Origin of the sequence: Pseudomonas sp., assembly GCF_030690725.1 — a bacterium.
GTDB lineage: Bacteria > Pseudomonadota > Gammaproteobacteria > Pseudomonadales > Pseudomonadaceae > Aquipseudomonas.
Genome location: NZ_JAUYGD010000065.1, coordinates 70,281 through 91,346 on the forward strand (window position 1 = coordinate 70,281; position 21,066 = coordinate 91,346).

Annotated in this window: 21 protein-coding genes; 17 read left to right on the forward strand and 4 right to left on the reverse strand. The window is 62.5% G+C overall.

Annotation, left to right across the window (positions count from 1 at the left end; genetic code table 11):
• Nucleotides 1-4 precede the first annotated feature (4 nt).
• The 12 genes from Q8O69_RS15770 (at nucleotide 5) to rfbD (ending at nucleotide 9,632) form a co-directional block, all read left to right on the forward strand.
• Complete coding sequence (locus Q8O69_RS15770; RefSeq protein WP_305593201.1) at nucleotides 5-607, forward strand: hypothetical protein; 603 nt, start codon at nucleotides 5-7, stop codon at nucleotides 605-607.
• A gap of 135 nt (nucleotides 608-742) precedes the next feature.
• Nucleotides 743-949, forward strand: coding sequence for a hypothetical protein (locus tag Q8O69_RS15775; RefSeq protein ID WP_305593202.1), 207 nt, complete (start codon nucleotides 743-745; stop codon nucleotides 947-949).
• Nucleotides 939-2,729 carry a DNA cytosine methyltransferase gene (locus tag Q8O69_RS15780; protein WP_305593203.1) on the forward strand — a complete coding sequence of 597 codons (1,791 nt, stop codon included), beginning with the start codon at nucleotides 939-941 and terminating at the stop codon, nucleotides 2,727-2,729. Before Q8O69_RS15775 ends, Q8O69_RS15780 begins: the two co-directional genes overlap by 11 nt.
• A complete protein-coding gene (locus tag Q8O69_RS15785) occupies nucleotides 2,726-3,103 on the forward strand; it encodes an ASCH domain-containing protein (protein ID WP_305593204.1) in 378 nt (125 codons plus the stop codon). Before Q8O69_RS15780 ends, Q8O69_RS15785 begins: the two co-directional genes overlap by 4 nt.
• Entirely contained in the window at nucleotides 3,100-4,332 is a 1,233-nt protein-coding gene (locus Q8O69_RS15790; RefSeq protein ID WP_305593205.1) for a phosphoadenosine phosphosulfate reductase family protein, read from the forward strand. Before Q8O69_RS15785 ends, Q8O69_RS15790 begins: the two co-directional genes overlap by 4 nt.
• Nucleotides 4,329-4,574 (forward strand): type II toxin-antitoxin system HicA family toxin, encoded by a 246-nt coding sequence (locus Q8O69_RS15795; protein WP_305593206.1) that lies wholly within the window; start codon nucleotides 4,329-4,331, stop codon nucleotides 4,572-4,574. The genes Q8O69_RS15790 and Q8O69_RS15795 overlap by 4 nt, the downstream gene beginning before the upstream one ends.
• Nucleotides 4,575-4,649: 75 nt before the next feature.
• A complete protein-coding gene (locus Q8O69_RS15800) occupies nucleotides 4,650-4,862 on the forward strand; it encodes a DUF4224 domain-containing protein (RefSeq protein WP_305593207.1) in 213 nt (70 codons plus the stop codon).
• Nucleotides 4,859-6,001 carry a tyrosine recombinase XerC gene (gene xerC / locus Q8O69_RS15805; protein WP_305593208.1) on the forward strand — a complete coding sequence of 381 codons (1,143 nt, stop codon included), beginning with the start codon at nucleotides 4,859-4,861 and terminating at the stop codon, nucleotides 5,999-6,001. Before Q8O69_RS15800 ends, xerC begins: the two co-directional genes overlap by 4 nt.
• 289 nt (nucleotides 6,002-6,290) lie before the next feature.
• Nucleotides 6,291-7,343 (forward strand): dTDP-glucose 4,6-dehydratase, encoded by a 1,053-nt coding sequence (rfbB, locus tag Q8O69_RS15810; RefSeq protein WP_305593209.1) that lies wholly within the window; start codon nucleotides 6,291-6,293, stop codon nucleotides 7,341-7,343.
• 11 nt (nucleotides 7,344-7,354) lie between these two features.
• Nucleotides 7,355-8,221 carry a glucose-1-phosphate thymidylyltransferase RfbA gene (gene rfbA, locus Q8O69_RS15815; protein ID WP_305593210.1) on the forward strand — a complete coding sequence of 289 codons (867 nt, stop codon included), beginning with the start codon at nucleotides 7,355-7,357 and terminating at the stop codon, nucleotides 8,219-8,221.
• A gap of 2 nt (nucleotides 8,222-8,223) precedes the next feature.
• The gene (rfbC, locus tag Q8O69_RS15820; RefSeq protein ID WP_305593211.1) at nucleotides 8,224-8,769 is read left to right on the forward strand and encodes a dTDP-4-dehydrorhamnose 3,5-epimerase; all 546 of its coding nucleotides are present in this window, start codon (nucleotides 8,224-8,226) and stop codon (nucleotides 8,767-8,769) included.
• A complete protein-coding gene (gene rfbD, locus Q8O69_RS15825; protein ID WP_305593212.1) occupies nucleotides 8,766-9,632 on the forward strand; it encodes a dTDP-4-dehydrorhamnose reductase in 867 nt (288 codons plus the stop codon). Before rfbC ends, rfbD begins: the two co-directional genes overlap by 4 nt.
• Here the strand turns inward: rfbD and Q8O69_RS15830 are convergent.
• Nucleotides 9,629-11,254, reverse strand: a complete 1,626-nt coding sequence (locus Q8O69_RS15830; RefSeq protein WP_305593213.1) for a methyl-accepting chemotaxis protein — start codon at nucleotides 11,252-11,254, stop codon at nucleotides 9,629-9,631. The genes rfbD and Q8O69_RS15830 overlap by 4 nt on opposite strands.
• A gap of 168 nt (nucleotides 11,255-11,422) precedes the next feature.
• Here Q8O69_RS15830 and Q8O69_RS15835 point away from each other — a divergent pair, with 168 nt between their 5' ends.
• The 5 genes from Q8O69_RS15835 to dctM all read left to right on the forward strand — a co-directional run bounded on the left by Q8O69_RS15835 (nucleotide 11,423) and on the right by dctM (nucleotide 17,963).
• Complete coding sequence (locus Q8O69_RS15835; RefSeq protein ID WP_305593214.1) at nucleotides 11,423-13,237, forward strand: ATP-binding protein; 1,815 nt, start codon at nucleotides 11,423-11,425, stop codon at nucleotides 13,235-13,237.
• Nucleotides 13,234-14,628 (forward strand): sigma-54 dependent transcriptional regulator, encoded by a 1,395-nt coding sequence (locus Q8O69_RS15840; protein ID WP_305593215.1) that lies wholly within the window; start codon nucleotides 13,234-13,236, stop codon nucleotides 14,626-14,628. The genes Q8O69_RS15835 and Q8O69_RS15840 overlap by 4 nt, the downstream gene beginning before the upstream one ends.
• A 305-nt stretch (nucleotides 14,629-14,933) precedes the next feature.
• Nucleotides 14,934-15,923 carry a C4-dicarboxylate TRAP substrate-binding protein DctP gene (gene dctP, locus Q8O69_RS15845; RefSeq protein WP_305593216.1) on the forward strand — a complete coding sequence of 330 codons (990 nt, stop codon included), beginning with the start codon at nucleotides 14,934-14,936 and terminating at the stop codon, nucleotides 15,921-15,923.
• 127 nt (nucleotides 15,924-16,050) lie between these two features.
• On the forward strand, nucleotides 16,051-16,683 hold the full coding sequence (locus tag Q8O69_RS15850; protein ID WP_305593217.1) for a TRAP transporter small permease: 633 nt from the start codon (nucleotides 16,051-16,053) through the stop codon (nucleotides 16,681-16,683).
• On the forward strand, nucleotides 16,680-17,963 hold the full coding sequence (gene dctM, locus Q8O69_RS15855) for a C4-dicarboxylate TRAP transporter large permease protein DctM (RefSeq protein WP_305593218.1): 1,284 nt from the start codon (nucleotides 16,680-16,682) through the stop codon (nucleotides 17,961-17,963). The genes Q8O69_RS15850 and dctM overlap by 4 nt, the downstream gene beginning before the upstream one ends.
• 194 nt (nucleotides 17,964-18,157) lie before the next feature.
• Here dctM and Q8O69_RS15860 read toward each other — a convergent pair whose 3' ends face one another.
• Genes Q8O69_RS15860 through ubiH form a run of 3 tightly spaced genes read right to left on the reverse strand, consistent with a single transcriptional unit; the run spans nucleotide 18,158 to nucleotide 21,063 of the window.
• The gene (locus tag Q8O69_RS15860) at nucleotides 18,158-19,375 is read right to left on the reverse strand and encodes a 2-octaprenyl-3-methyl-6-methoxy-1,4-benzoquinol hydroxylase (RefSeq protein ID WP_305593219.1); all 1,218 of its coding nucleotides are present in this window, start codon (nucleotides 19,373-19,375) and stop codon (nucleotides 18,158-18,160) included.
• 14 nt (nucleotides 19,376-19,389) lie between these two features.
• Nucleotides 19,390-19,872, reverse strand: a complete 483-nt coding sequence (locus Q8O69_RS15865; protein WP_305593220.1) for a DUF4442 domain-containing protein — start codon at nucleotides 19,870-19,872, stop codon at nucleotides 19,390-19,392.
• Between the two features lie 3 nt (nucleotides 19,873-19,875).
• Nucleotides 19,876-21,063, reverse strand: a complete 1,188-nt coding sequence (ubiH, locus tag Q8O69_RS15870) for a 2-octaprenyl-6-methoxyphenyl hydroxylase (RefSeq protein WP_305593221.1) — start codon at nucleotides 21,061-21,063, stop codon at nucleotides 19,876-19,878.
• Nucleotides 21,064-21,066: the final 3 nt, after the last annotated feature.

The window sequence follows — 21,066 nt, forward strand, 5'->3', positions numbered from 1 at the left end:
CACCATGCAAGCACAAACCCCCGAAGTCAGCGCCGATAAGGCTACCACACCAGGCCAACAAGCCCTGCAATGGACGCACGCGAAACCCACCGTGCCAGGTGCCTACTGGGTGCGCGGCTTCCGAATCGGTGAATCAGATTCCCGCCCGGCTTTGGTTGAAGTGGCCATCGATGAGGCCGGCACGCTGCTGTGCAACATGAACGACAGCAATACCAACGACCAAACGCGCGAATGGTCATGGGTCGAAGACCTGGCCGAGCGCTTCGAGTGGTGCGGGCCGCTGCAAGCCAAAACAGAGCAGAGTGGCCGTGGGGTGACAGATGATGCCCACCCGATGCAGCCGATTGTGTTCGCACCGGATGGCGTGATCAGGTTCCAGGAAAACCGAATTGTCGCCCACTTGCTGGACTTCGCCACTCCGCTGGGTTGCGGGATGAACCAGTTGGCAGTCCTGGACTACACCGACAACGAGCGTATGCAATTCGCTCAGCTTATTGGGTATAGCGTCAGCGGTTACGGCGACCTGGGATACGCCAGCCCGGAGTCAGTCCAACACGCAGACGGGATTGCTGCTGCCATGCTGGCAGCGCAAGGCGGTGCAGCATGAAGACTTGCACCCTCGGCAAGCGTCACACCTGGACGTTTTCTCACAACGTCATCATCCAACAGCAGAACGGTCGCTCAATCAGGATCAGTAAGCGCGGCCTGTACAACTGCGCCTGCGGTGCCACGAAAAAAGGCGGTGCCCAATGACCCCACCCGCCCAACCCTCAACGGCCACCGCCTGGACCTTCCCAGCATCTGCGACATCTGCGGCCATGCCCGCTCTACCGGCAAACACGCCAAATGCAGCCGCATCCGCCAGCAAACCAAAAGCACCGAGTGGGCCACCTACATGGCCAACGTGGAAGCCAAAAAAGCGAAGGGAGGCAGCCGCCATGCTCGCTAAACGCACCCTCAAACACTTCCACTTTTGCTGCGGCCTGGGTGGTGGTGCCAAAGGCTTCAACCGTGCCAAGCCAGTGGTCGGCAACCTACAGGCCGAGTGGCAATGCCTGGGCGGCATCGACGTTGACCCGGCAGGCCTGCGCGACTTCCAGCGCCTAGCCGGCGTGCCGGGCACCCTGCTCGATCTGTTCACCCGCGACCAATACATTCGCTTTCATGGCAAGGAGCCGCCAGCCGGCTGGCGTGAAGCCACCCCAGACGACGTGCGGCGCGCTGCGCAGAACGATGACCCCGACGCCGTATTCATCAGCAGCCCATGCAAGGGCGCAAGCGGCCTGCTGTCTGAAACCATGAGCCTCACCCCGAAGTATCAGGCGCTCAACGAACTGACCCTGCGCTGCGTGTGGCTGATGTGTGAAGCGTGGAAGCACAACCCCGTTTCGCTGATCGTTTTCGAGAACGTCCCGCGCCTGGCCACCCGTGGCCGGCACCTGCTGGACCAGATCGGCCAGTTGCTCGCCTTCTACGGTTACGCCGTGGCAGAAACCACCCACGACTGCGGCCAGCTGGGCGGCCTGGCGCAAAGCCGCAAGCGCTTCCTGCTGGTGGCCCGTCACATCGAGAAGGTGCCGCCCTTCCTCTACGAGCCAGAGAAAAAGACCCTGCGCGCCGTCGGCGACATCCTCGGCCGCATGCCGCTGGCCGGCGATATCGAAGCCGCTGGCCCCATGCACCGGGTACCGGCACTGCAGTGGAAAACCTGGGTGCGCCTGGCCTTGGTTGAGGCCGGAAAGGATTGGCGATCGCTCAACGATTTGTCGATCGAGGACGGCTACCTGCGCGACCTGATCATCGTGCCCGAGGCTTACGCCGGCTACCTGGGCGTCAATCAGTGGGGCGATTCCATGGGCACCGTTGCCGGGCGCTCAAGCCCAACCAATGGCGCATTTTCGGTCGCAGATCCTCGCGCCCGGGAAGGTGCCCTCCAGTACCAGCAGTACGGCGTGCGCCGTTGGGACGAAACCAGCGGCGCAGTGATCGGCGTCAAGTCGCCCGGGCAAGGCACGTTCAGCGTCGCCGACCCGCGCGACCCAGGTATCGGGCACGGCAAATACAACGTGGCTCAGTGGGATGGGCTGTCGCGCACCGTGATCGCTGCCAGCACCACCGGCCAAGGCGCGTTTGCTGTTCAGGACCCGCGCCACATGGGCGCAGCGAAACACTCCAATGAGTTCCGTGTTGTCCCCTACGACCGTGCAACCCAAACCGTCACCAGCGCTCACGGTACCGGCCAGTGTGTTGCAGATCCGCGCCCAGGCATGGCCAAGGTCAAAGGCGACCCGTACCTCACCGGCGGGCACTACGGCGTTGTGCCGTGGAATGGCCAGGCCGGCGCAGTGTCGGCCAGTGCCCGCCAAGACAACGGCCGGTGGTCGGTCGCAGATCCACGCATGCCCGCGGCTAATGAGCGGCTGACCTGCGTTATCCGCTCGCTCGACGGCACCTGGCACCGCCCGTTCACCACCCTGGAGCTGGCCGCGCTGCAGAGCCTGGTTGATCCGGAGGAACAACTGGAACTGGACGGCCTCAGCGACCAAGCCTGGCGCGAGCGCATCGGCAACGCCGTACCGCCATCGGCGGCCGAAGCCATCGCCCACGTAATGGGCACCACCCTACTGCTGGCCGGCGCCGGCGAAACCTTCATGCTCAGCAACATGCCGGTCTGGGTGCGCCCGGTGGCGGTTGGCCTTAGCGTCAGCGAGCTGGAGGTGCAGCCATGAAAGCCCTGAGCATTCGCCAGCCCTGGGCCTGGCTGATCGTCAACGGTCACAAGGACATCGAAAACCGCAGCTGGGCAACCAAGTTCCGTGGCCAGGTACTGATCCACGCGGCCAAGGGCATGACCGGCGCCGAATACAACGACGCCTACCACTTCGCCCTTGAAGTGGGCATCAAGATCCCGAGCTTCAACGACCTGGAGCGCGGCGGGATCGTCGGCATGGCCACCATCACCGGCTGCAACGACAACAGCCTGTCGCCCTGGTTCTTCGGCAAGTTCGGTTTCGAGCTAGCCGACGCCAAGCCCCTGCCGTTTCTCCCATACAAGGGCCAGCTGGGCTTCTTCGACGTTGATTATCAGGCGGTGAAACCATGAGCGCGCAGATCGATATCTTTGCTGCAGGCGCTCAGCGTCTGCAGATGACGGACAGCATTGAGTTGACCATTCAATCCTTGCAGGCCTACGGCGAAGATCACCCCCACTGGGGCATCGCTTGGTCGGGCGGGAAAGACAGCAGCGCCACGCTCACCCTGATCATCTGGCTGATCGACACAGGCCGGATCAAGGCCCCCAGAACGCTCACGGTGTTTTATGCAGACACGCGCCAGGAACTGCTGCCCTTGGCAAATGCTGCCCAGCAGATCATGGACGAACTAGAAGAACGCGGTATCCAGGTGGAAGTGGTTACAGCACCGATGGATAAGCGTTTTATGGTCTATATCCTCGGCCGCGGCGTACCGCCACCGAACAACAACACGCTGCGTTGGTGCACTCGCCAGATCAAGATCGACCCGATGCAGCACGCCTTGGAGCAGCGGCTGGCCGAGCTGGACGGAAACGTCTTGATGATCACAGGCGTTCGGCAGGGTGAAAGCGCTATCCGCGATAAGCGCATCGAAATGAGCTGCGGTAAGGATGGTGCCGAGTGCGGCCAGGGTTGGTACCAGAAGGTTTTACCCGAAGCCAAAGGCCTCAAAGGGCGCTTGGCCACGCTGGCACCACTGCTGCACTGGCGCGTCTGCCATGTGTGGGAGTGGCTCAAACACTGGGCACCCCTGGCGGAGTTCGGTGACTGGCCAACCGCAACAATCGCCGACGCCTACGGCGGCGACGAAGCCGAAGAAATCAACGCACGGACCGGCTGCACAGGCTGCCCGCTCGCCAGCGAGGACAAGGCGCTCGACACAATCCTGCTCAACCCAGCATGGGCATACCTTGCCCCGTTGAAGGGAATCAAAGCGCTGTGGCGAGAGTTACGCGAGCCACAGCACAGGCTGCGCAAAGCGGGAATAGAGCGGCTCAAGGATGGCAGCATCGCGGCCAACCCGCAGCGCATGGGGCCAATACTGTTGGCCTCGAGGCTGATGGCGTTGGAGCGCCTGTTGGGCATACAGGCAGAAATCAACGAAGCCGCACAACGCCTGGGACGCCCCATGGTGGACATGATCAACGCTGAGGAGGAAGCCCGCATCCGCGAGCTGATCGCCGCCGAAACCTGGCCGGACGGCTGGGACGGCGACGAGCCCATCGCTACCACCCCGCTCGACAAGATCTATGCCGACGGCTCGGTCCAACCGCTGCTGTTCCTGGAGTCACAGCAATGAGCCGGCGCATCCTCTCAAGCGGCCGGCGCACCGGTAAAACGCTGGCGCTGCTGTTCGTCTACGCGGCAGACAACGGCTGGCTGGCCATGCGCACCAACGGTGGCCACCTGCGTTTTACCAAGCCTGGCCGCCCCATCATCCACACCAGCAGCACGCCAAGCGACAGGCGCGCCGTGCTTAACGCCCTGGCCATGTTGGCCAGGGCTGACCGGGCAGCGGACAAGGAGGCAGCCTATGCCTGAGCCTATGCGAGAAGCGCAGGTGTGTGATTCTCGTCGTTGGCTGTGGGCCTCCAGCGCTAAGCTGGAGGCCCTGCTATGAATGGGAATACCATCGGCGTGCTGACCTTCGAGGATCTTAAGCGCATCACCGGTTACGCACGGAGGGCAGATGTGGAACGGACCCTGAGCGATCAGGGCATCCGCCTATTCAGGGGCCGCACTGGCCCCTGGACTACGGTGGAGCTGGTCAACCAGGCCGGCGGATTGAAGGCAGCACACCAGGAGCAGTACGGCGTCGAGATCCTATGAGGCGAACCAGAAAGCACAACCCGCACATCCCCCCACACATCGATCAGGCCGCTATCCCAGCGGCCGTTTTCTTTGATCATCGCGGTAAGGGTGCCTGGTACACCCTGCACCGCGACGAGGCCGGCAAACAGCGGCGGCAGAACATCGCAATCAATACGGCCACCCTGGCCGATCTGCACAAGATTATGGAGCTGCGAAACGGCGTCGACCGCGAGAGCCTCAACTACCTGTGCCAGCAGTACCACGAAAGCGCCAGGTTCAAGCGGCTCAAGCCGAAGACCCAGGACAGCTACACCTGGGCGCGCGACGTGCTGGTCAACATCCCCACTAAAATCAAAAAGCCCATGGGCGAACTGGGTGTGCGCAAGTTCACCCCGGCACTGATCCAGCGGCTTATCGACCGCATCGCCGACGAGGGAACGCCCTCGAAGGCAGCCCACGTCCTGCGCTACCTGCGCCTGGTGATGCAGTGGGGCCGCAACCGAGGCTACCTGGACAGCAACCCCGCGCTAGGCATCGAAGCACCCGTCGAACGCAAACAGCGCCGCCTGCCATCCCATGCCGTGATGCTGGTTCTGATTGAGCGTGCACGCGAGCTGGGCAAACTCAAGCGCGGCCAGTTGGGTGCGGTGCCGCCACACCTGAGCTATGTGATGGAACTTGCCTACCTTTGTCGCCTGCGCGGCATCGAGGTCGTCACCCTCACCGACGCCAACGAGCTGGCAGATGGAGTGATGACCAACCGGCGCAAGGGCAGCCGCGACAACGTGGTCAGCTGGACACCGCGGCTACGTGCAGCATGGGAAGCCGCCAAGGCCCGCCGCGCGCAGATATGGGCAGCCCGGGGCACTGCGGTACCGACCAACCCCGAGCAGCGCTACATCATCACAGCCGAGCACGGCGGCGCACTGGGCAAGTCAGGGCTGGACACGGCCTGGAACCGCTTTATCCGTAACGCCATCGAGGCCGGCGCCATCACCACCGAGCAGCGCTTCGGCCTACACGACCTCAAGCGGCGCGGCATCACCGACACGCCCGGCACCAGGGCAGACAAGCAGCAAGCCAGCGGCCACCGCGACGAATCGATGCTCGACATCTACGACCTTAGCGTCCCGACAGTCGCCCCCTCCGCCCAATAACCCCCCAAACCTGCGTAACAAGAGGGCCGGACTCCGCATGGAATCCGGCCTTAAACGCGCCTCTTACGTAACAAGAACCGACTTAAGTGTATGATTCACATGCAGTGAGAGGCTTTCTTGTAATCAGTAGGTCCCGGGTTCGATTCCTGGTGCCGGCACCATATAAAGAAAGCCCCGCATCGCTGCGGGGCTTTTTTATGCAAAGAATACTGCACTTGCCCCATTCTGCACGGCTTGTAACACTGCCCAGCAATGTTCACCGAGCATATAAACAGGAAGGTGTGGGTCCGTGCATATCCTTATCACCGGCGGCGCCGGCTTTATCGGTTCGGCGCTGATTCGTCATCTGCTGAATCACACCGAGCATCAGGTGCTCAACCTCGACAAGCTGACCTATGCCGGCAACCTCGAATCGTTGGCCAGTGTTGCCGATAACCCACACTATCGCTTTGTGCAGGCGGATATTGCTGACAGCGCAGCCGTCAGCCAGGCACTGGCTGAATTTCAGCCGGATGCGATCATGCACCTAGCGGCTGAATCCCATGTCGACCGCTCCATCGACGGCCCAGCGGCATTTATCCAGACCAATATCGTTGGCACCTATGCGCTGCTCGAAGCCACGCGCAGCTACTGGCTGCAGCTGGAGCCAGCGCGCAAAGCGGCGTTTCGCTTTCACCATATCTCCACCGACGAGGTGTATGGCGACCTGCATGGTGTGGATGATCTGTTCAGCGAGACCACGCCCTACGCACCCAGCTCTCCCTACTCGGCGAGCAAGGCCGCATCCGATCATCTGGTGCGCGCCTGGCAGCGCACCTATGGCTTGCCAGTACTGCTGACTAACTGTTCGAACAACTATGGTCCTTACCACTTCCCGGAAAAGCTGATCCCGCTGGTGATCCTCAATGCCCTGGATGGCAAGCCGCTACCGGTATATGGCAATGGCCAGCAGGTACGCGACTGGCTGTACGTGGAAGACCATGCCCGCGCGCTGTTAAAGGTAGTGAGCGAGGGCAAGGTCGGTGAAACCTACAATATTGGCGGGCACAACGAGCAGAATAACCTGCATGTGGTGGAGAGCATCTGCGCGTTATTGGACGAGCTGTCCCCACGCCAGAACGGCTCGTATAAAGAGCAGATCAGTTTCGTCAGCGACCGCCCAGGCCATGACCTGCGCTATGCCATCGATGCCAGCAAAATCGAGCGCGAACTTGGCTGGAAACCCACCGAAACCTTCGTCAGTGGCCTGCGCAAGACCGTGCTCTGGTACCTGGACAATCTCGACTGGTGCCGACGCGTGCAGGATGGCAGCTACCAACGCGAACGCCTCGGCGCACTTTAAGGAGCAGCACAATGAAAGGCATCATTCTCGCAGGCGGCTCAGGTAGCCGCCTGCACCCGATCACCCTGGGTGTATCCAAACAGCTGCTGCCGATCTATGACAAGCCGATGATCTACTACCCGATCTCGGTGCTGATGCTCGCCGGTATTCGTGAAATCCTGATCATATCCACCCCGCAGGATCTACCGAATTTCCGCAAGATGCTTGGCGACGGGCAGCAGTTTGGCCTGCACTTCGAGTACGCCGAACAACCCTCACCCGACGGTCTCGCCCAGGCCTTTATTCTTGGTGAAGACTTTATTGGCGCGGATTCGGTGTGCTTGATCCTCGGCGATAACATTTTTCACGGCCAGCACTTCACCGAGAAACTTCTGCGCGCGGCCGCAGAGCCATCAGGGGCTACGGTGTTCGGCTATTGGGTCAAGGACCCGCAGCGCTTTGGCGTGATCGAGTTCGATACTGAGGGTAAGGCGATCGCCATTGAGGAGAAGCCTACAGTTCCGAAGTCCAGCTATGCGGTGACCGGCCTGTATTTCTACGACAACGACGTGATCGAAATCGCCAAGGCGGTCAAACCTTCGGCGCGCGGCGAGCTGGAAATCACCGACGTCAACAACGCTTACCTGCTGCGCGGCGACCTGCGTGTAGAGCGTTTCGGCCGTGGCTTTGCCTGGCTCGACACCGGCACCCACGACAGCCTGCTCGACGCCTCGCAATACGTGCAGACCATTGAACAGCGCCAGGGCCTGAAAGTCGCCTGCCTGGAAGAGATCGCCTACCAACAAGGCTGGATTGATCACCAACAACTACTGGTTCAGGCCAAAGCCTTCGGCAAAACCGGCTACGGCCAATACCTGTTCAAACTGGCCGAGGATTAACCATGCAAGCTGTTAACACCGAACTACCCGGCATGATCATTCTCGAGCCCAAGGTGTTCGGCGATCAGCGCGGCTTTTTCTTCGAGAGCTTCAATGCCCGCAGCTTTGCCGATGCCACTGGCCTGCAGCGTGAGTTCGTTCAGGACAATCACTCGCGCTCAGCCAAAGGCGTGCTGCGCGGCCTGCATTACCAGGTGCAGCAAGCGCAGGGCAAACTGGTACGGGTCACCACCGGCGAAGTCTATGACGTGGCCGTGGATCTACGTCGCAGCTCGCCCACCTTCGGCAAATGGGCGGGCAATCTATTGTCCGCCGAGAACAAGCGGCAGCTGTGGGTGCCGGAAGGTTTTGCCCATGGCTTTGTCGTACTCAGCGAGTTCGCCGAATTTCTCTACAAAACCACTGACTACTACGCGCCGGAACACGAGCGCTGCATCCGCTGGGATGACCCGACCTTGGCCATCGACTGGCCATTGGATGGCGCGCCGCAGTTATCAGCCAAGGATCAGGCCGGGCTCAGCTTCGTCGATGCGCAGGTTTTCCCATGAAGATTCTCCTGCTCGGCCAGCATGGCCAGGTCAGCCAGGAACTGCAGCGCACTTTGCAAGGCGCAGGCGAGCTGACGGTACTGGGCCGTGAGCAGCTGGATCTGGCTCAGCCCGAGCTTATTCGCCAACAGGTTCAGCATCTGCGCCCCGAGCTGATCATCAATGCCGCTGCACACACCGCGGTGGATCAGGCCGAGAGCGAGCCGGAGCTGGCCTTCACGATCAACGCCACGGCACCCGGCATCCTCGCCGAAGTCGCTGCCGAGCTGGGCGCTCCGCTGATCCACTACTCCACCGATTATGTGTTCGATGGCAGCCAGGCCGCGCCTTACCACGAGAGCGACAGCACAAACCCGCTGAGTGTTTACGGGCGCAGCAAATTGGCTGGCGAGCAGGCGATTCAGGCCGTGGGCGGTATGCACCTGATTCTGCGTACCAGTTGGGTCTATTCGCAGCACGGCAAAAACTTTCTGCTGACCATGCAACGCCTGCTGCAGGAGCGCGAAAGCCTGTCCGTGGTGGTGGACCAGATTGGCGCGCCGACCTGGGCCGGCACTATTGCGCAGGCCACGGCGCAGCTGATCAAGCACTGGCGCAGCGGCCATGCCGGCCCGTGGGGCGTGTATCACCTGAGCGCCCAGGACGAAACCAGCTGGTTCGGTTTCGCCAGCGCAATTGCCGCACACCTGCGTAACCAGGGCAAACGTGTGGCGACGCTACAACCTATTCCCAGCAGCGCTTACCCAACCCCGGCGCAACGCCCACTTAATTCACGTTTGGACTGCAGCCGCCTGCAGCAGGACTGGCAGGTTCAACTGCCAACCTGGCAAGCCGCGCTGGAGCAATGCCTAGCTCGCAGCTAAGCCCGGAAACGCTGAATCTGCTGCTGCAAACCGGTGGCCAGTTGCGCCAGATCGCGACTGGCAATCGAGCTCTGCTCGGCGCCGTTGACCACCTCGCCAATGCTGTCATTAAGGCTACTGATGTTCTGGCTGATCTCATTGGCCACCGCAGTCTGCTCCTCGGTAGCGGCGGATATCTGCACATTGCCATCGGCAATGCCTTCGATGGCGTGGGCAATATGATTAAGCACCTCACCCGCTTCTCGGGCATGGCTGACGCTGTTTTGCGCCTGCTCTCGCGATAGCTGCATGGCGCTCACCGCGCTACGCGCACCGCCTTGCAGGGCATCGATCATGCTGCGAATCGACTCGGTGGCTTTCTGCGTATTGCTGGCCAGGCTGCGCACCTCATCGGCCACAACGGCAAAGCCACGCCCGGCTTCACCGGCGCGCGCTGCCTCGATGGCGGCGTTGAGCGCCAGCAGGTTGGTCTGCTCGGCAATGCTCTGGATCACCCCAAGCACCTTGCTGATTTCATCGCTCTGGCTATGCAAGGTGTCGATCACCTGGCCGGCTTTTTCCACCGACGCCGACAGGCCCTGAATCGATGTGAGGTTGGACTGCACCAGCTCACTGCCCTGGCGCGCTTCCTTGTTCGCGTCCGCCGCATTGCTGGCGGTGGACTGCGCATTGCGCGCCACTTCCTGCACCGCCACGCTCATCTGGTGCACGGCGGTGGCCACCATGCTGGTTTGGTCACCCTGAGCCGTGGCGGCCTGGCTGACCTGGGCACTGATCGCGCTCATTTCCTCGGACGCTGCCGCCAGTTGCGTGGCGGTATCAGTCAAATGACGAATCAATGCCTGCTGGTGTTCAAGCATGGTGTTGAAGGCCCGCGCGGTATCGGACACCTCATCGCGGCCGCTGGCATCGGCGCGCAGGGTCAGATTGGAAGACTGCTGCACTTCGCTGATCAGGCTGCGCAAACCGGCCAGCGGGCGAATGATCGACAGGCTGATCAACAACGCCGCCACCAGCACCAGCACCAGCGCCACTACACCAATCACCACAAAACTATTGCGGATCGTCTGGTACTGCGCGGCGGTCTCGACGTTCAGCTGCTCGCCCTCGCTCAACTGCAGGTTGATCAAGCCCTCCAACTCGCCACCGAGCGGGTCGAAGGTGTCATACAGGGTGCGATTGAACGGCCCGGCTTCAGCTGCCAACAACTGGCCATTGCCGAGCTGACCCAGATACTGATCGGCCAGTTGCTGCACGCGCAACAAATGCGGTTTGACCCGTTCGACCCGGCTGCTTTCATCCCGGGTCAGGCGAGTGGCGATGTATTCGGCCCAGGCCTTGTCGCCACGCCCACGAGCCTCACTGAATGCCTTACGCAACGCAGGCTCATCAAACACCCCAGCGCGGTATTTATGCAGTGCATCGACCATCGCCACCGCGTAGGCATCGGACACCAGCTTGAGCTGGCTGATCGGCTGCATGCGGTCGGTAAATAGCTCGTCAAAACTCTGATTGAGCTTGCTGGCGTTGGACAACGCCATAGCGATGACCACAATCAGCACCAGCAGCGGCACCACCGCCAACAGCAACAGTCTCGCCCTTACCGTTAATTGAGCCAACATCGGACACCTCCAGGGACTAAAGCGCAGCCGTCCATGCAGGGCGCAACCGGGGCGGCACCATTACTCCAAAGCGATGCCGAACAATTTGAGTATTGACCCATATCGGCGAGCTTGCCCACTTATTGCATAACCGCCACTCTCAACTGATCACCCTGCTCGAGTAAGCGCATGTCCACCGCTCATCCTCACCCGCGTCGCCCGCGTTGGCGCAGCCTGGCTGTCCTCGCCCTGCTGCTGACGCCACTGCTGTGGCCGCTGCAGCAGCTGGCCGAGCGTTACTACAGCGGCGTGCTGGTCGAACAGAACCGCCAGACCCTCGACCTCTACGTCGCCAACCTGCTCGGCACCCTGCGCCGTTATGAAGTGCTGCCACCGATTCTCGGCGACCTGCCGGCCCTGCGCCTGGCCCTGCAACAGCCAAGCGAGCGCGCCCTGCTGGAGAACGCCAACCGCCTGCTCGATCAGGTGCGCGGCCAGACCGGGGCCGACGTGATCTACCTGATGGACCCCAACGGCAAGACCTTAGCGGCCTCCAACTGGGAGCAGGCCGACTCCTTTGTCGACCGTAACTTCGCCTTCCGCCCGTATTTCCGCGAGGCCATCGCCGGCCGGCCGGGGCGCTTCTTCGGCCTCGGCACCACCTCAGGCAAGCGCGGCTACTACTTTGCCGCTGCCGTGCGCGATGGCGAGCGTAACCTCGGCGCGTTGGTGGTCAAGGTCGACCTCGATCACACCGAAATCCTCTGGGGCAACACCCCGGAACAGCTGCTGGTCACCGATGCCAATGGCGTGGTGATCCTCACCTCCAACAGCCAGTGGCGCTTTACCGCCAGCCGCCCGCTGGACGCTGCCGAGCGCGCCGCAATTGCCGCCAACCTGCCCTACCCGACCCAGGCGCCGCCGCCGATCAAGCTGGATGCGCAGAACTGGATTCGCCAGGACCGCGAGCTCAAGGAAACCGGCTGGACCGTCAGCATCCTCGCCCCACGCAGCCTGCTCGACCGCCCGGTGCGCACCGCCCTGGTCGCCGGCGGCGGCATGCTGCTGCTGTTGATGCTGCTGCTTGGCCTGCTGATGCAGCGTCGCCGTCACTACCTGGAGCGCATCGCCCTCGACAGCCAGGCCCGTCAGCAGCTGGAACAACGCGTGCTGGAACGCACCCTCGACCTGGAACGGCTGAATAGCCGGCTGAAACAGGAAGTGCTGGAGCGCGAGCAGGCACAGCAGGAGCTGGTGCAAGCGCAGGATGAACTGGTACAGGCCAGCAAACTCTCGGCCCTGGGCACCATGAGTGCGAGCATCAGCCATGAGCTCAACCAACCGCTGGCGGCCATCCGCAGCTACGCCGACAACGCCTGCGTGCTGCTCGACCACCAGCGCGGCGACGATGCCCGCGCCAACCTCAAGCTGATCAGCCAACTCACCGAGCGCATGGCTTCGATCATCGCCCACCTGCGCGCCTTCGCCCGCCGCGACCGTCACGCCCCGGAAAGCGTGGCCCTGCAGCCGGCCATCGACGATGCCCTGGCCCTGCTGGCCAAGCGCCGCCAGGCCATGCAGGTCGAGCTGATCCGCGACCTGCCGAACGCCACCCTGTGGGTGCAGGCCGGGGAAACCCGTCTGCGCCAGGTGCTCGGCAACCTGCTGGCCAACGCCCTCGATGCCTTGAGCGAAGTGCCGCAGCCACGCCGCCTGTGGCTGAGTGCCGAACTTACCGCCGAGGGCGTCGATCTACACCTGCGGGACAATGGCCCCGGCTTTAGTCAGGAGGCGCTGCAACGCGCCCGCGAGCCATTCTTCACCACCAAAACCAGCGCTCAGGGCCTCGGCCTCGGCCTGGCCATTTGCGATACCCTGATGCGCGCCCTGGGCGGCGAACTGCTGTTCGCCAACCACCCCGACGGCGGCGCCCAGCTGACCCTGCGCCTGCGCGCCGCGGATCAGGGCATCAAAACCCAGTCGCCAGAGGACTTTGCTGTATGAGCATGATCGACTCCCGCACCCAGGTGCTGCTGATCGACGACGACCCCCACCTGCGTCAGGCGCTGAGCCAGACCCTCGACCTGGCAGGGCTCAAGGTCAGCAGCCTGGCCGACGCCCATGGCGTCGCCGCACGCATCGAGCGCGACTGGCCGGGCGTGGTAGTCAGCGATATCCGCATGCCCGGCATCGACGGCCTGCAACTGCTGCAACAGCTGCAGGAACAAGACCCGGAGCTGCCGGTACTGCTGATCACCGGCCACGGCGATGTGCCGCTGGCCGTGCAGGCCATGCGTGCCGGTGCCTATGACTTTCTGGAAAAGCCTTTCGCCAGCGACGACCTGCTCGACAGCGTGCGCCGCGCCTTGGCACTACGCCGTCTGGTGCTGGATAACCGCAGCCTGCGCATGGCCCTGGCCGATCGCCACACCCTGTCAGCGCGCTTGGTCGGCCAATCGCCAGCGATGCTGCGCCTGCGCGAACAAATCGGCGCTCTGGCCGGGATCAACAGCGACGTGCTGATCCTCGGTGAAACCGGCGCCGGCAAGGAAGTGGTGGCGCGCGCGCTGCACGATTTATCGAGCCGCCGGGCCGGGCCGTTCGTGGCGATCAACGCTGGCGCCCTGGCCGAATCGGTGGTGGAAAGCGAGCTGTTCGGCCATGAGCAAGGCGCCTTTACCGGCGCGCAGAAGCGCCGTATCGGCAAGTTCGAATTCGCCAATGGCGGCACCCTGTTTCTCGATGAAATCGAGAGCATGAGCCTGGAAGTGCAGGTCAAACTGCTGCGCCTGTTGCAGGAGCGGGTGGTCGAGCGCCTCGGCGGCAACCAGTTGATTCCCCTGGACATCCGGGTGATCGCGGCGACCAAGGAAGACCTGCGCCAGTCCGCCGACCAAGGGCGTTTCCGCGCCGACCTGTATTACCGCCTGAACGTCGCCCCGCTGCGCATCCCGGCCCTGCGTGAGCGCGGCGAAGATGCCCTGCTGCTGTTCCAGCACTTTGCCGAAGCCGCCAGCAGCCGCCACGGCCTGGCCGAACGCAGCCTGCAGCCGGGCCAGCGCGCAGCGCTGCTGCGTCACCCCTGGCCGGGCAACGTACGTGAACTGCAGAACGCCGCCGAACGCTTCGCCCTGGGCCTGGAACTGGACCTCGACCTGCAGGCCCAGGCTGCGGCGCCGCTGCCCGATGAAGACGGCAACAGCGGCGGCCTGAACGCTCAGGTGGAGGCCTTCGAACGCAGCCTGATCAGCGCCGAACTGAGCCGCTCGCACAGCTCGCTGCGCAGCCTGGCCGAGGCCCTCGGTGTGCCGCGCAAAACCCTGCACGACAAGCTGCGCAAACACGGCCTGAGCTTCGCCGACGCTGGCGGAAGCTCGCCAGACAGCCTCGACTAGCCGGCGGATTTCCGCCAAAAGCTGCGCAAATGCCCTGCGCAGCTGCGCGCAAAATTCTCTTCAACAACCCGCCAGGCCTTGTCGTTGCTGCGTTTCACACTACTCACAGCAGCCACTTCAGCGCCTGGCATGGCGGTTGCTCTAGCCTCCTGCAGGCGACTCACTAACGCACAGTTCTAGGCAATCTGCCCGACGCCCGTCATTTTCTGACAGGCCGCCTAGACTTGAGCCTGTTCGCCCGACTTGTAGCGCTGCGGCGCACTCAATACAAAAACAAGCTATACAAAAACAAGAGGAAAGACTCCATGTTCAAACTGACTGCCAAGGCGCTGGCTTGCGCCCTGTCGCTGAGCATCGCCGGCATGGCCCAAGCGGCCGACCCGATCGTGATCAAGTTCTCCCACGTGGTCGCCGACCACACCCCTAAAGGCCAGGGTGCCGTGCTGTTCAAGAAGCTCGCTGAAGAGCGTCTGGGCGACAAGGTCAAGGTCGAGGTTTACCCGAACTCCTCGCTGTTCGGCGATGGCAAGGAAATGGAAGCGCTGTTGCTCGGTGACGTGCAGCTGATCGCTCCATCGCTGGCCAAGTTCGAGCAGTACACCAAGCAGATCCAGGTATTCGACCTGCCGTTCCTGTTCCAGGACATGGCCGCCGTCGACCGCTTCCAGCTGAGCCCAGAAGGTCAGGCGCTGCTGAAATCCATGGAAGATAAAAACATCACCGGCCTGGCCTACTGGCACAACGGCCTCAAGCAGCTGTCCGCTAACAAGGCACTGCGTGAGCCGAAAGATGCCCGTGGCCTGAAATTCCGCGTACAGGCTTCCGCCGTACTGGAAGAGCAATTCAAGGCCGTTAAAGCCAACCCGCGCAAAATGAGCTTCGCCGAGGTTTACCAAGGCCTGCAGACTGGCGTGGTTAACGGTGCAGAGAACCCCTACTCGAACATCTACAGCCAGAAGATGCACGAAGTGCAGAAGTTCATCACCGAATCCAACCACGGTGTACTGGACTACATGCTGATCACCAACACCAAGTTCTGGAACGGCCTGCCGGAAGATGTCCGTAGCGAGCTGGACAAGATCATCGTGGAAGTGACCGCCGAAGTGAACAAGCAGGCTGACGCCCTTAACGAAGGCGACAAGCAGCGCATCCTCGAGGCGAAAACCACCGAAATCATTAGCCTGACTCCTGAGCAGCGTAATGAATGGCGCGATGCCATGAAACCGGTGTGGAGCAAGTTCGAAGCGGAAATCGGCGCCGACCTGATCAAGGCCGCCGACGCAGCCAACCAGTAAGGCGGAGCAGGCCACGGCCTGAACCCAACCACAGCGCAGCCTTGCCGCTGCGCGATTGGCTGAATACCCAGGCAACCCTAGTGGGCTGCCTGGGTACGCCGCCCCTCAAACACTGGAGACTCTATCGATGAACGCCTTGCGGCGCGTCTGGGACCACTTCGAGGAAGGCTTTATCGCCTTTCTGCTGGCCGCCATGACGCTGGTGACCTTCGTCTACGTGATCCTCAATAACCTCTACACACTGTTCTACAACCTGGCGGATCGCTGGGAAGGCAGCAGTGAGTTGTTCTTCGCCATTGGCGACAGCATTCTCGGCATGGCCCAGTCAATGACCTGGAGCATTGCCCTGACCAAGGCGTTATTCGCCTGGTTGATCTTCTTCGGCCTGGCCTACGGTGTGCGCACCGCCGGGCATATCGGCGTCGATGCGCTGGTGAAACTGGCGAGCAAACCGGTGCAGCGGGTTATCGGCCTGATCGCCTGCCTGGCCTGCCTGGGATATGCCGGGCTGATCACCGTGGCCAGCTTCGACTGGGTGAAAACCCTGTTCAACGCCGGCATCGGTGCTGAAGACCTCGGCCACTACGGCATCATGCAATGGCATATCACCCTGATCGTGCCGTTCGGTTACGCCATGGTGTTTATCCGCTTCTTTGAAATCTTCGTACGCATCCTGCGCAACCAGCAGACCGGCCTGGGCCTGGCTGATGAAGCGGCCGACGCGCTGAAAATCAATGAGCACGAGGAACACAAACCATGACTATTCTGTTCCTCTTCCTCCTGCTGTTTCTGCTGATGTTTATCGGCGTGCCGATTGCCGCCTCCCTGGGCCTGGCCGGCTCGGTCACCATCATGCTGTTCAGCCCGGACTCGGTACGTTCGCTGGCGATCAAGCTGTTCGAAACCAGCGAGCACTACACCCTGCTGGCGATCCCGTTCTTCCTGCTCTCCGGTGCATTCATGACCACCGGCGGCGTGGCCCAGCGCCTGATCAACTTCGCCAACGCCTGTGTCGGCCACATCCGTGGCGGTCTGGCTATTTCCGCCGTGATGGCGTGCATGCTGTTCGCCGCGCTGTCCGGCTCGTCGCCTGCCACGGTGGCGGCCGTCGGCTCGATTGCCATCGCCGGCATGGTGCGCTCGGGTTATCCGCAGGCATTCGGCGCGGGGATCGTGTGTAACGCCGGTACCCTGGGCATCCTGATTCCACCGTCGATTGTCATGGTGGTGTATGCCGCCGCGACCGAGCAGTCGGTGGGCAAGCTGTTTATGGCCGGCGTAGTGCCGGGCCTGCTGCTGGGCGTGGCGCTGATGGTGGCGATCTATATCGTCGCGCGGAAGATGAACCTGCCGTCCATGCCGCGCGCCACGTTCCGCGAATTCCTCAGCACCGCACGCAAAGCCGTATGGGGTCTGCTGCTGATGGTGATCATCCTCGGCGGCATCTACTCCGGCATGTTCACCCCTACCGAAGCAGCAGCGGTCGCGGCGGTCTACGCCGGCTTCGTGGCGCTGTTCGTGTACAAGGACATGACCATCCGCGAGTGCCCCAAGGTGCTGCTGGACTCCGGCAAGCTGACCATCATGCTGATGTTCATCATCGCCAACGCCATGCTCTTCGCCCACGTGCTGACCACCGAGCAGATCCCCCAGACCATCACCGCCTGGGTGATCGAGATGGGCCTGCAGCCTTGGCAGTTCCTGCTGGTGGTGAACATCGTGCTGCTGGTGGCGGGCGCCTTTATGGAGCCGTCGGCGATCATCCTGATCCTCGCGCCAATCCTCTTCCCGATTGCCGTGCAACTGGGCATCGACCCGATCCACCTGGGCATCATCATGGTGGTGAACATGGAAATCGGACTGATCACACCGCCAGTGGGGCTCAACCTGTTCGTCACCTCGGCGGTGACCGGTATGCCGCTGACCGCCGTGATCAAGGCCGCCTGGCCGTGGCTGATGCTGCTACTGAGCTTCCTGATGATCATCACCTACGTGCCTGCCGTATCCATGGCCCTGCCCAACTGGCTGGGCATGACCTGACAGCAACTCCGTGTGTACTTCCCTACACACTTTTAGCCCGGCCTCAGTGCCGGGCTTTTTTTGCCCGTAGCTTTTGTAGTGTGGGTCGGGCCGCGCAGGTTAGCCGCATGTCGCGACTGCCAGGCTCACGCCATTCGGGGCGCGGCGTAACCCACCATCGGCGTAACGAGCGTCACTGGGCTAGATAGTCAGCGTTAAGCCCGCGCCAACTCCGGCAAATCACCCGACAGCCCCAACGCCTGACGCACAAACAGCGCCTTGGCTTCCGGCAAATCATCCACCCAGTTGAGGCCGCTGTTGCGCAACCAGCGCAGCGGCAATGGGTCGGCCTGGAACAACCGCTCGAAGCCTTCCATCGCCGCCATCATCGCCAGGTTGTGCGGCATACGGCGGCGCTCGTAGCGGCTGAGCACCTTCACATCACTCAGGCGCTCGCCACGCTGCGCCGCGTGCAGCAGCACCTCGGCCAGCACTGCTACATCGAGAAAGCCCAGGTTGACGCCCTGCCCGGCCAGCGGATGGATGCTGTGCGCGGCATCGCCAATCAGCGCCAGGCCGTCTTCGACATAGCGTTTGGCGTGACGTTGACGCAGTGGGATACACAGGCGCGGATCGGCGTGTAGCACCTCGCCCAGGCGGTGCTCGAAGGCAAAGCCCAGCGCCCGACGGAAACCCGCATCATCCAGGGCCATCAACCGCTCGGCTTCTGTCGGGGTCACCGACCAGACAATCGAGCACCAGTGCTCGCCTGCCGGGCCTGCCAGCGGCAGAAAGGCCAGCGGGCCATCATCGGTAAAGCGCTGCCAGGCGGTGGCCTGATGCGGCTTGCTGCAACGCACGCTGGTAACGATGGCGTGGTGTAGGTAATCCCATTCACGGGTGGCGCAACCGGCCAGGCGGCGCACCGCCGAGTTGGCGCCATCCGCTGCGATGATCAATGGCGCACGCAACTCGCGGCCGTCACTCAGACTGAGCAACCAGCCATCGCCGGAACGGCGCAGCTGCTCCAGACGGGCACCCGGCAGCAAACCAATCGGGCTGTCATGCAGGCGCTCAAGCAGGGCATCCTGCACCACGCGGTTCTCGACGATATGGCCGAGGGATTCGGCATGCACGCTGGCGGCGCTGAAATGAATCTGCCCGGTGCCCGAGCCATCCCATACCTGCATCTCGGCATAGGGGCAGGCACGCCGCGCGGCGATGCCGTCCCATACACCGAGGCGATCAAGAATGCGTTGACTGGCCACCGACAGCGCACTGACCCGTGGTTCGAAGGCGGCTTGCGGGTCAAAGGGTTTGACGCTCAGCGGGCTGCCGTCAACCAGCAGAATCTCCAGCCCCTGATCCTGCAGGGCCAGCGCCAGGGCGCTGCCCACCATGCCTGCGCCAACGATGATCAGATCCGCTTGCATCACATATTCCTTGTTCAAGCTGCCTGCCGAACGCGCGGCTTGAGTCGCACGTAAAGAGTTTTATGCACCCGCGCCACCAGGGTGCCGCTGCCATCGCGCACCTCCACATGCAGCTCGGGCAGGTATTTGTCACCGTCTGCGGTGTGCTGGCGAATATCGTCAAGCAGTCCTTGGTCGATGCTGAAGTCGGCGTACACCGGACCTTTGCCGGGGGCAATAAAGTCGATGCGCGCGGCCTTGTCCCAGACGATAAAGTCACGCCCGAGGTTTTCCATAATCATCAGCATAAAAAACGGGTCGGTCATCGAATACAGACTGCCGCCGAACTGGGTGCCAACATAGTTGCGGTTATACCAGCCCAGGCCCATCTTCACCTGAACCTGACGGAAGTCCGCGCTGATCTGCCGCACCCGCACGCCGGCGCCCAGATACGGCGGATACAGATTCATCGCCCAGCGCAGCAGCCGCGCCTTGCGCGCCAATTTGTTTGCCGACATGAATCAATGCTCCGAGCGAGTGCCAAGGCCCATGGCCTGGCGGGCGAACCAGCGTTTCGCCGGAGGTAGTAGATCGAGGCCGAGCAGGCCGAGGTTGCGCCCAGCAGCCAGCAGCGGCTGGCCGGTACTGAATAGGCGGGTGACCTGATCGGAGAAACCGACGGTCAGTTGCTGATCCATCTGCTGACTGCTCAGGTATCGCTGCAGAGTGGCCAGATCGCCCAAGGGCGCATCGCTGGCCAACAGGGTTTCGGCCAGCACCAGGGTATCGCGCAGTGACAGGTTGTAGCCCTGCCCGGCAATCGGATGCAGGCTGTGCGCGGCATTGCCGAGCACCACCAGATGCTGGCGCACTTGCTCTTTTGCTGCGGTCAGCGCCAGCGGGTAGAGATGCCGCGCGCCGACTTGGCGCAGGCTGCCCAGGCGATAACCGAAGGCCTGCTGCAGCTCGGCGAGAAACGCCGCATCGTCCAGCGCCAAAAGCCGCTCGGCTTCCAGGGTGGCGCGGGTCCAGACCAGTGCGCAGCGGTTATCCGCCAGAGGCAACAGGGCCATCGGCCCTTCTTCGGTAAAGCGCTCGAAGGCCAGGCCGTTGTGCGCATCCGTAGGGCTGACGTTGGCGATCAGCGCACTCTGCCCGTAAGGCGTGGTGCTGACGGCGATGCCCAACTGCTCGCGCAAACCGGAACGACCACCCTCAGCAAGAATCGCCAGGTTGCATTCCAGTTCGCTGCCGTCATCCAAAGTCAGCCGGTAGCCATCGGCCAGGGCCTGCATACGGGTGACCTGGGCCGGGCTGCGCCAGCTCACCACTTGCTGATCCAGCGCCTGCCACAGGCATTCGCCAAGCCAGGCGTTTTCCACCACATAACCCAGCGCCGGCACGCCTTCTTCCTCGGCGCTCAGGCGCGCGGCGGCGAAACGGCCACGATCGGAAACATGAATCTGCTTGATCGGCTCGGCGCGCTGGCTGATCTGCTGCCACAAACCAAGGCGCTGATAAATCTGCTGGGAACCAAAGGACAACGCAGTCGAGCGCGCATCGTAGCTGGGCTGGTAACCGTTGCCCGGGGTGAACGGCTCGATCAGGCAGATGCTCCAGCCGCGCAGCTTGGCTTCAGCCTGCAGGGCCACGGCCAGACTGGCGCCGACCAGGCCGCCGCCGATAATCGCAATGTCGACGCGTGACATGCT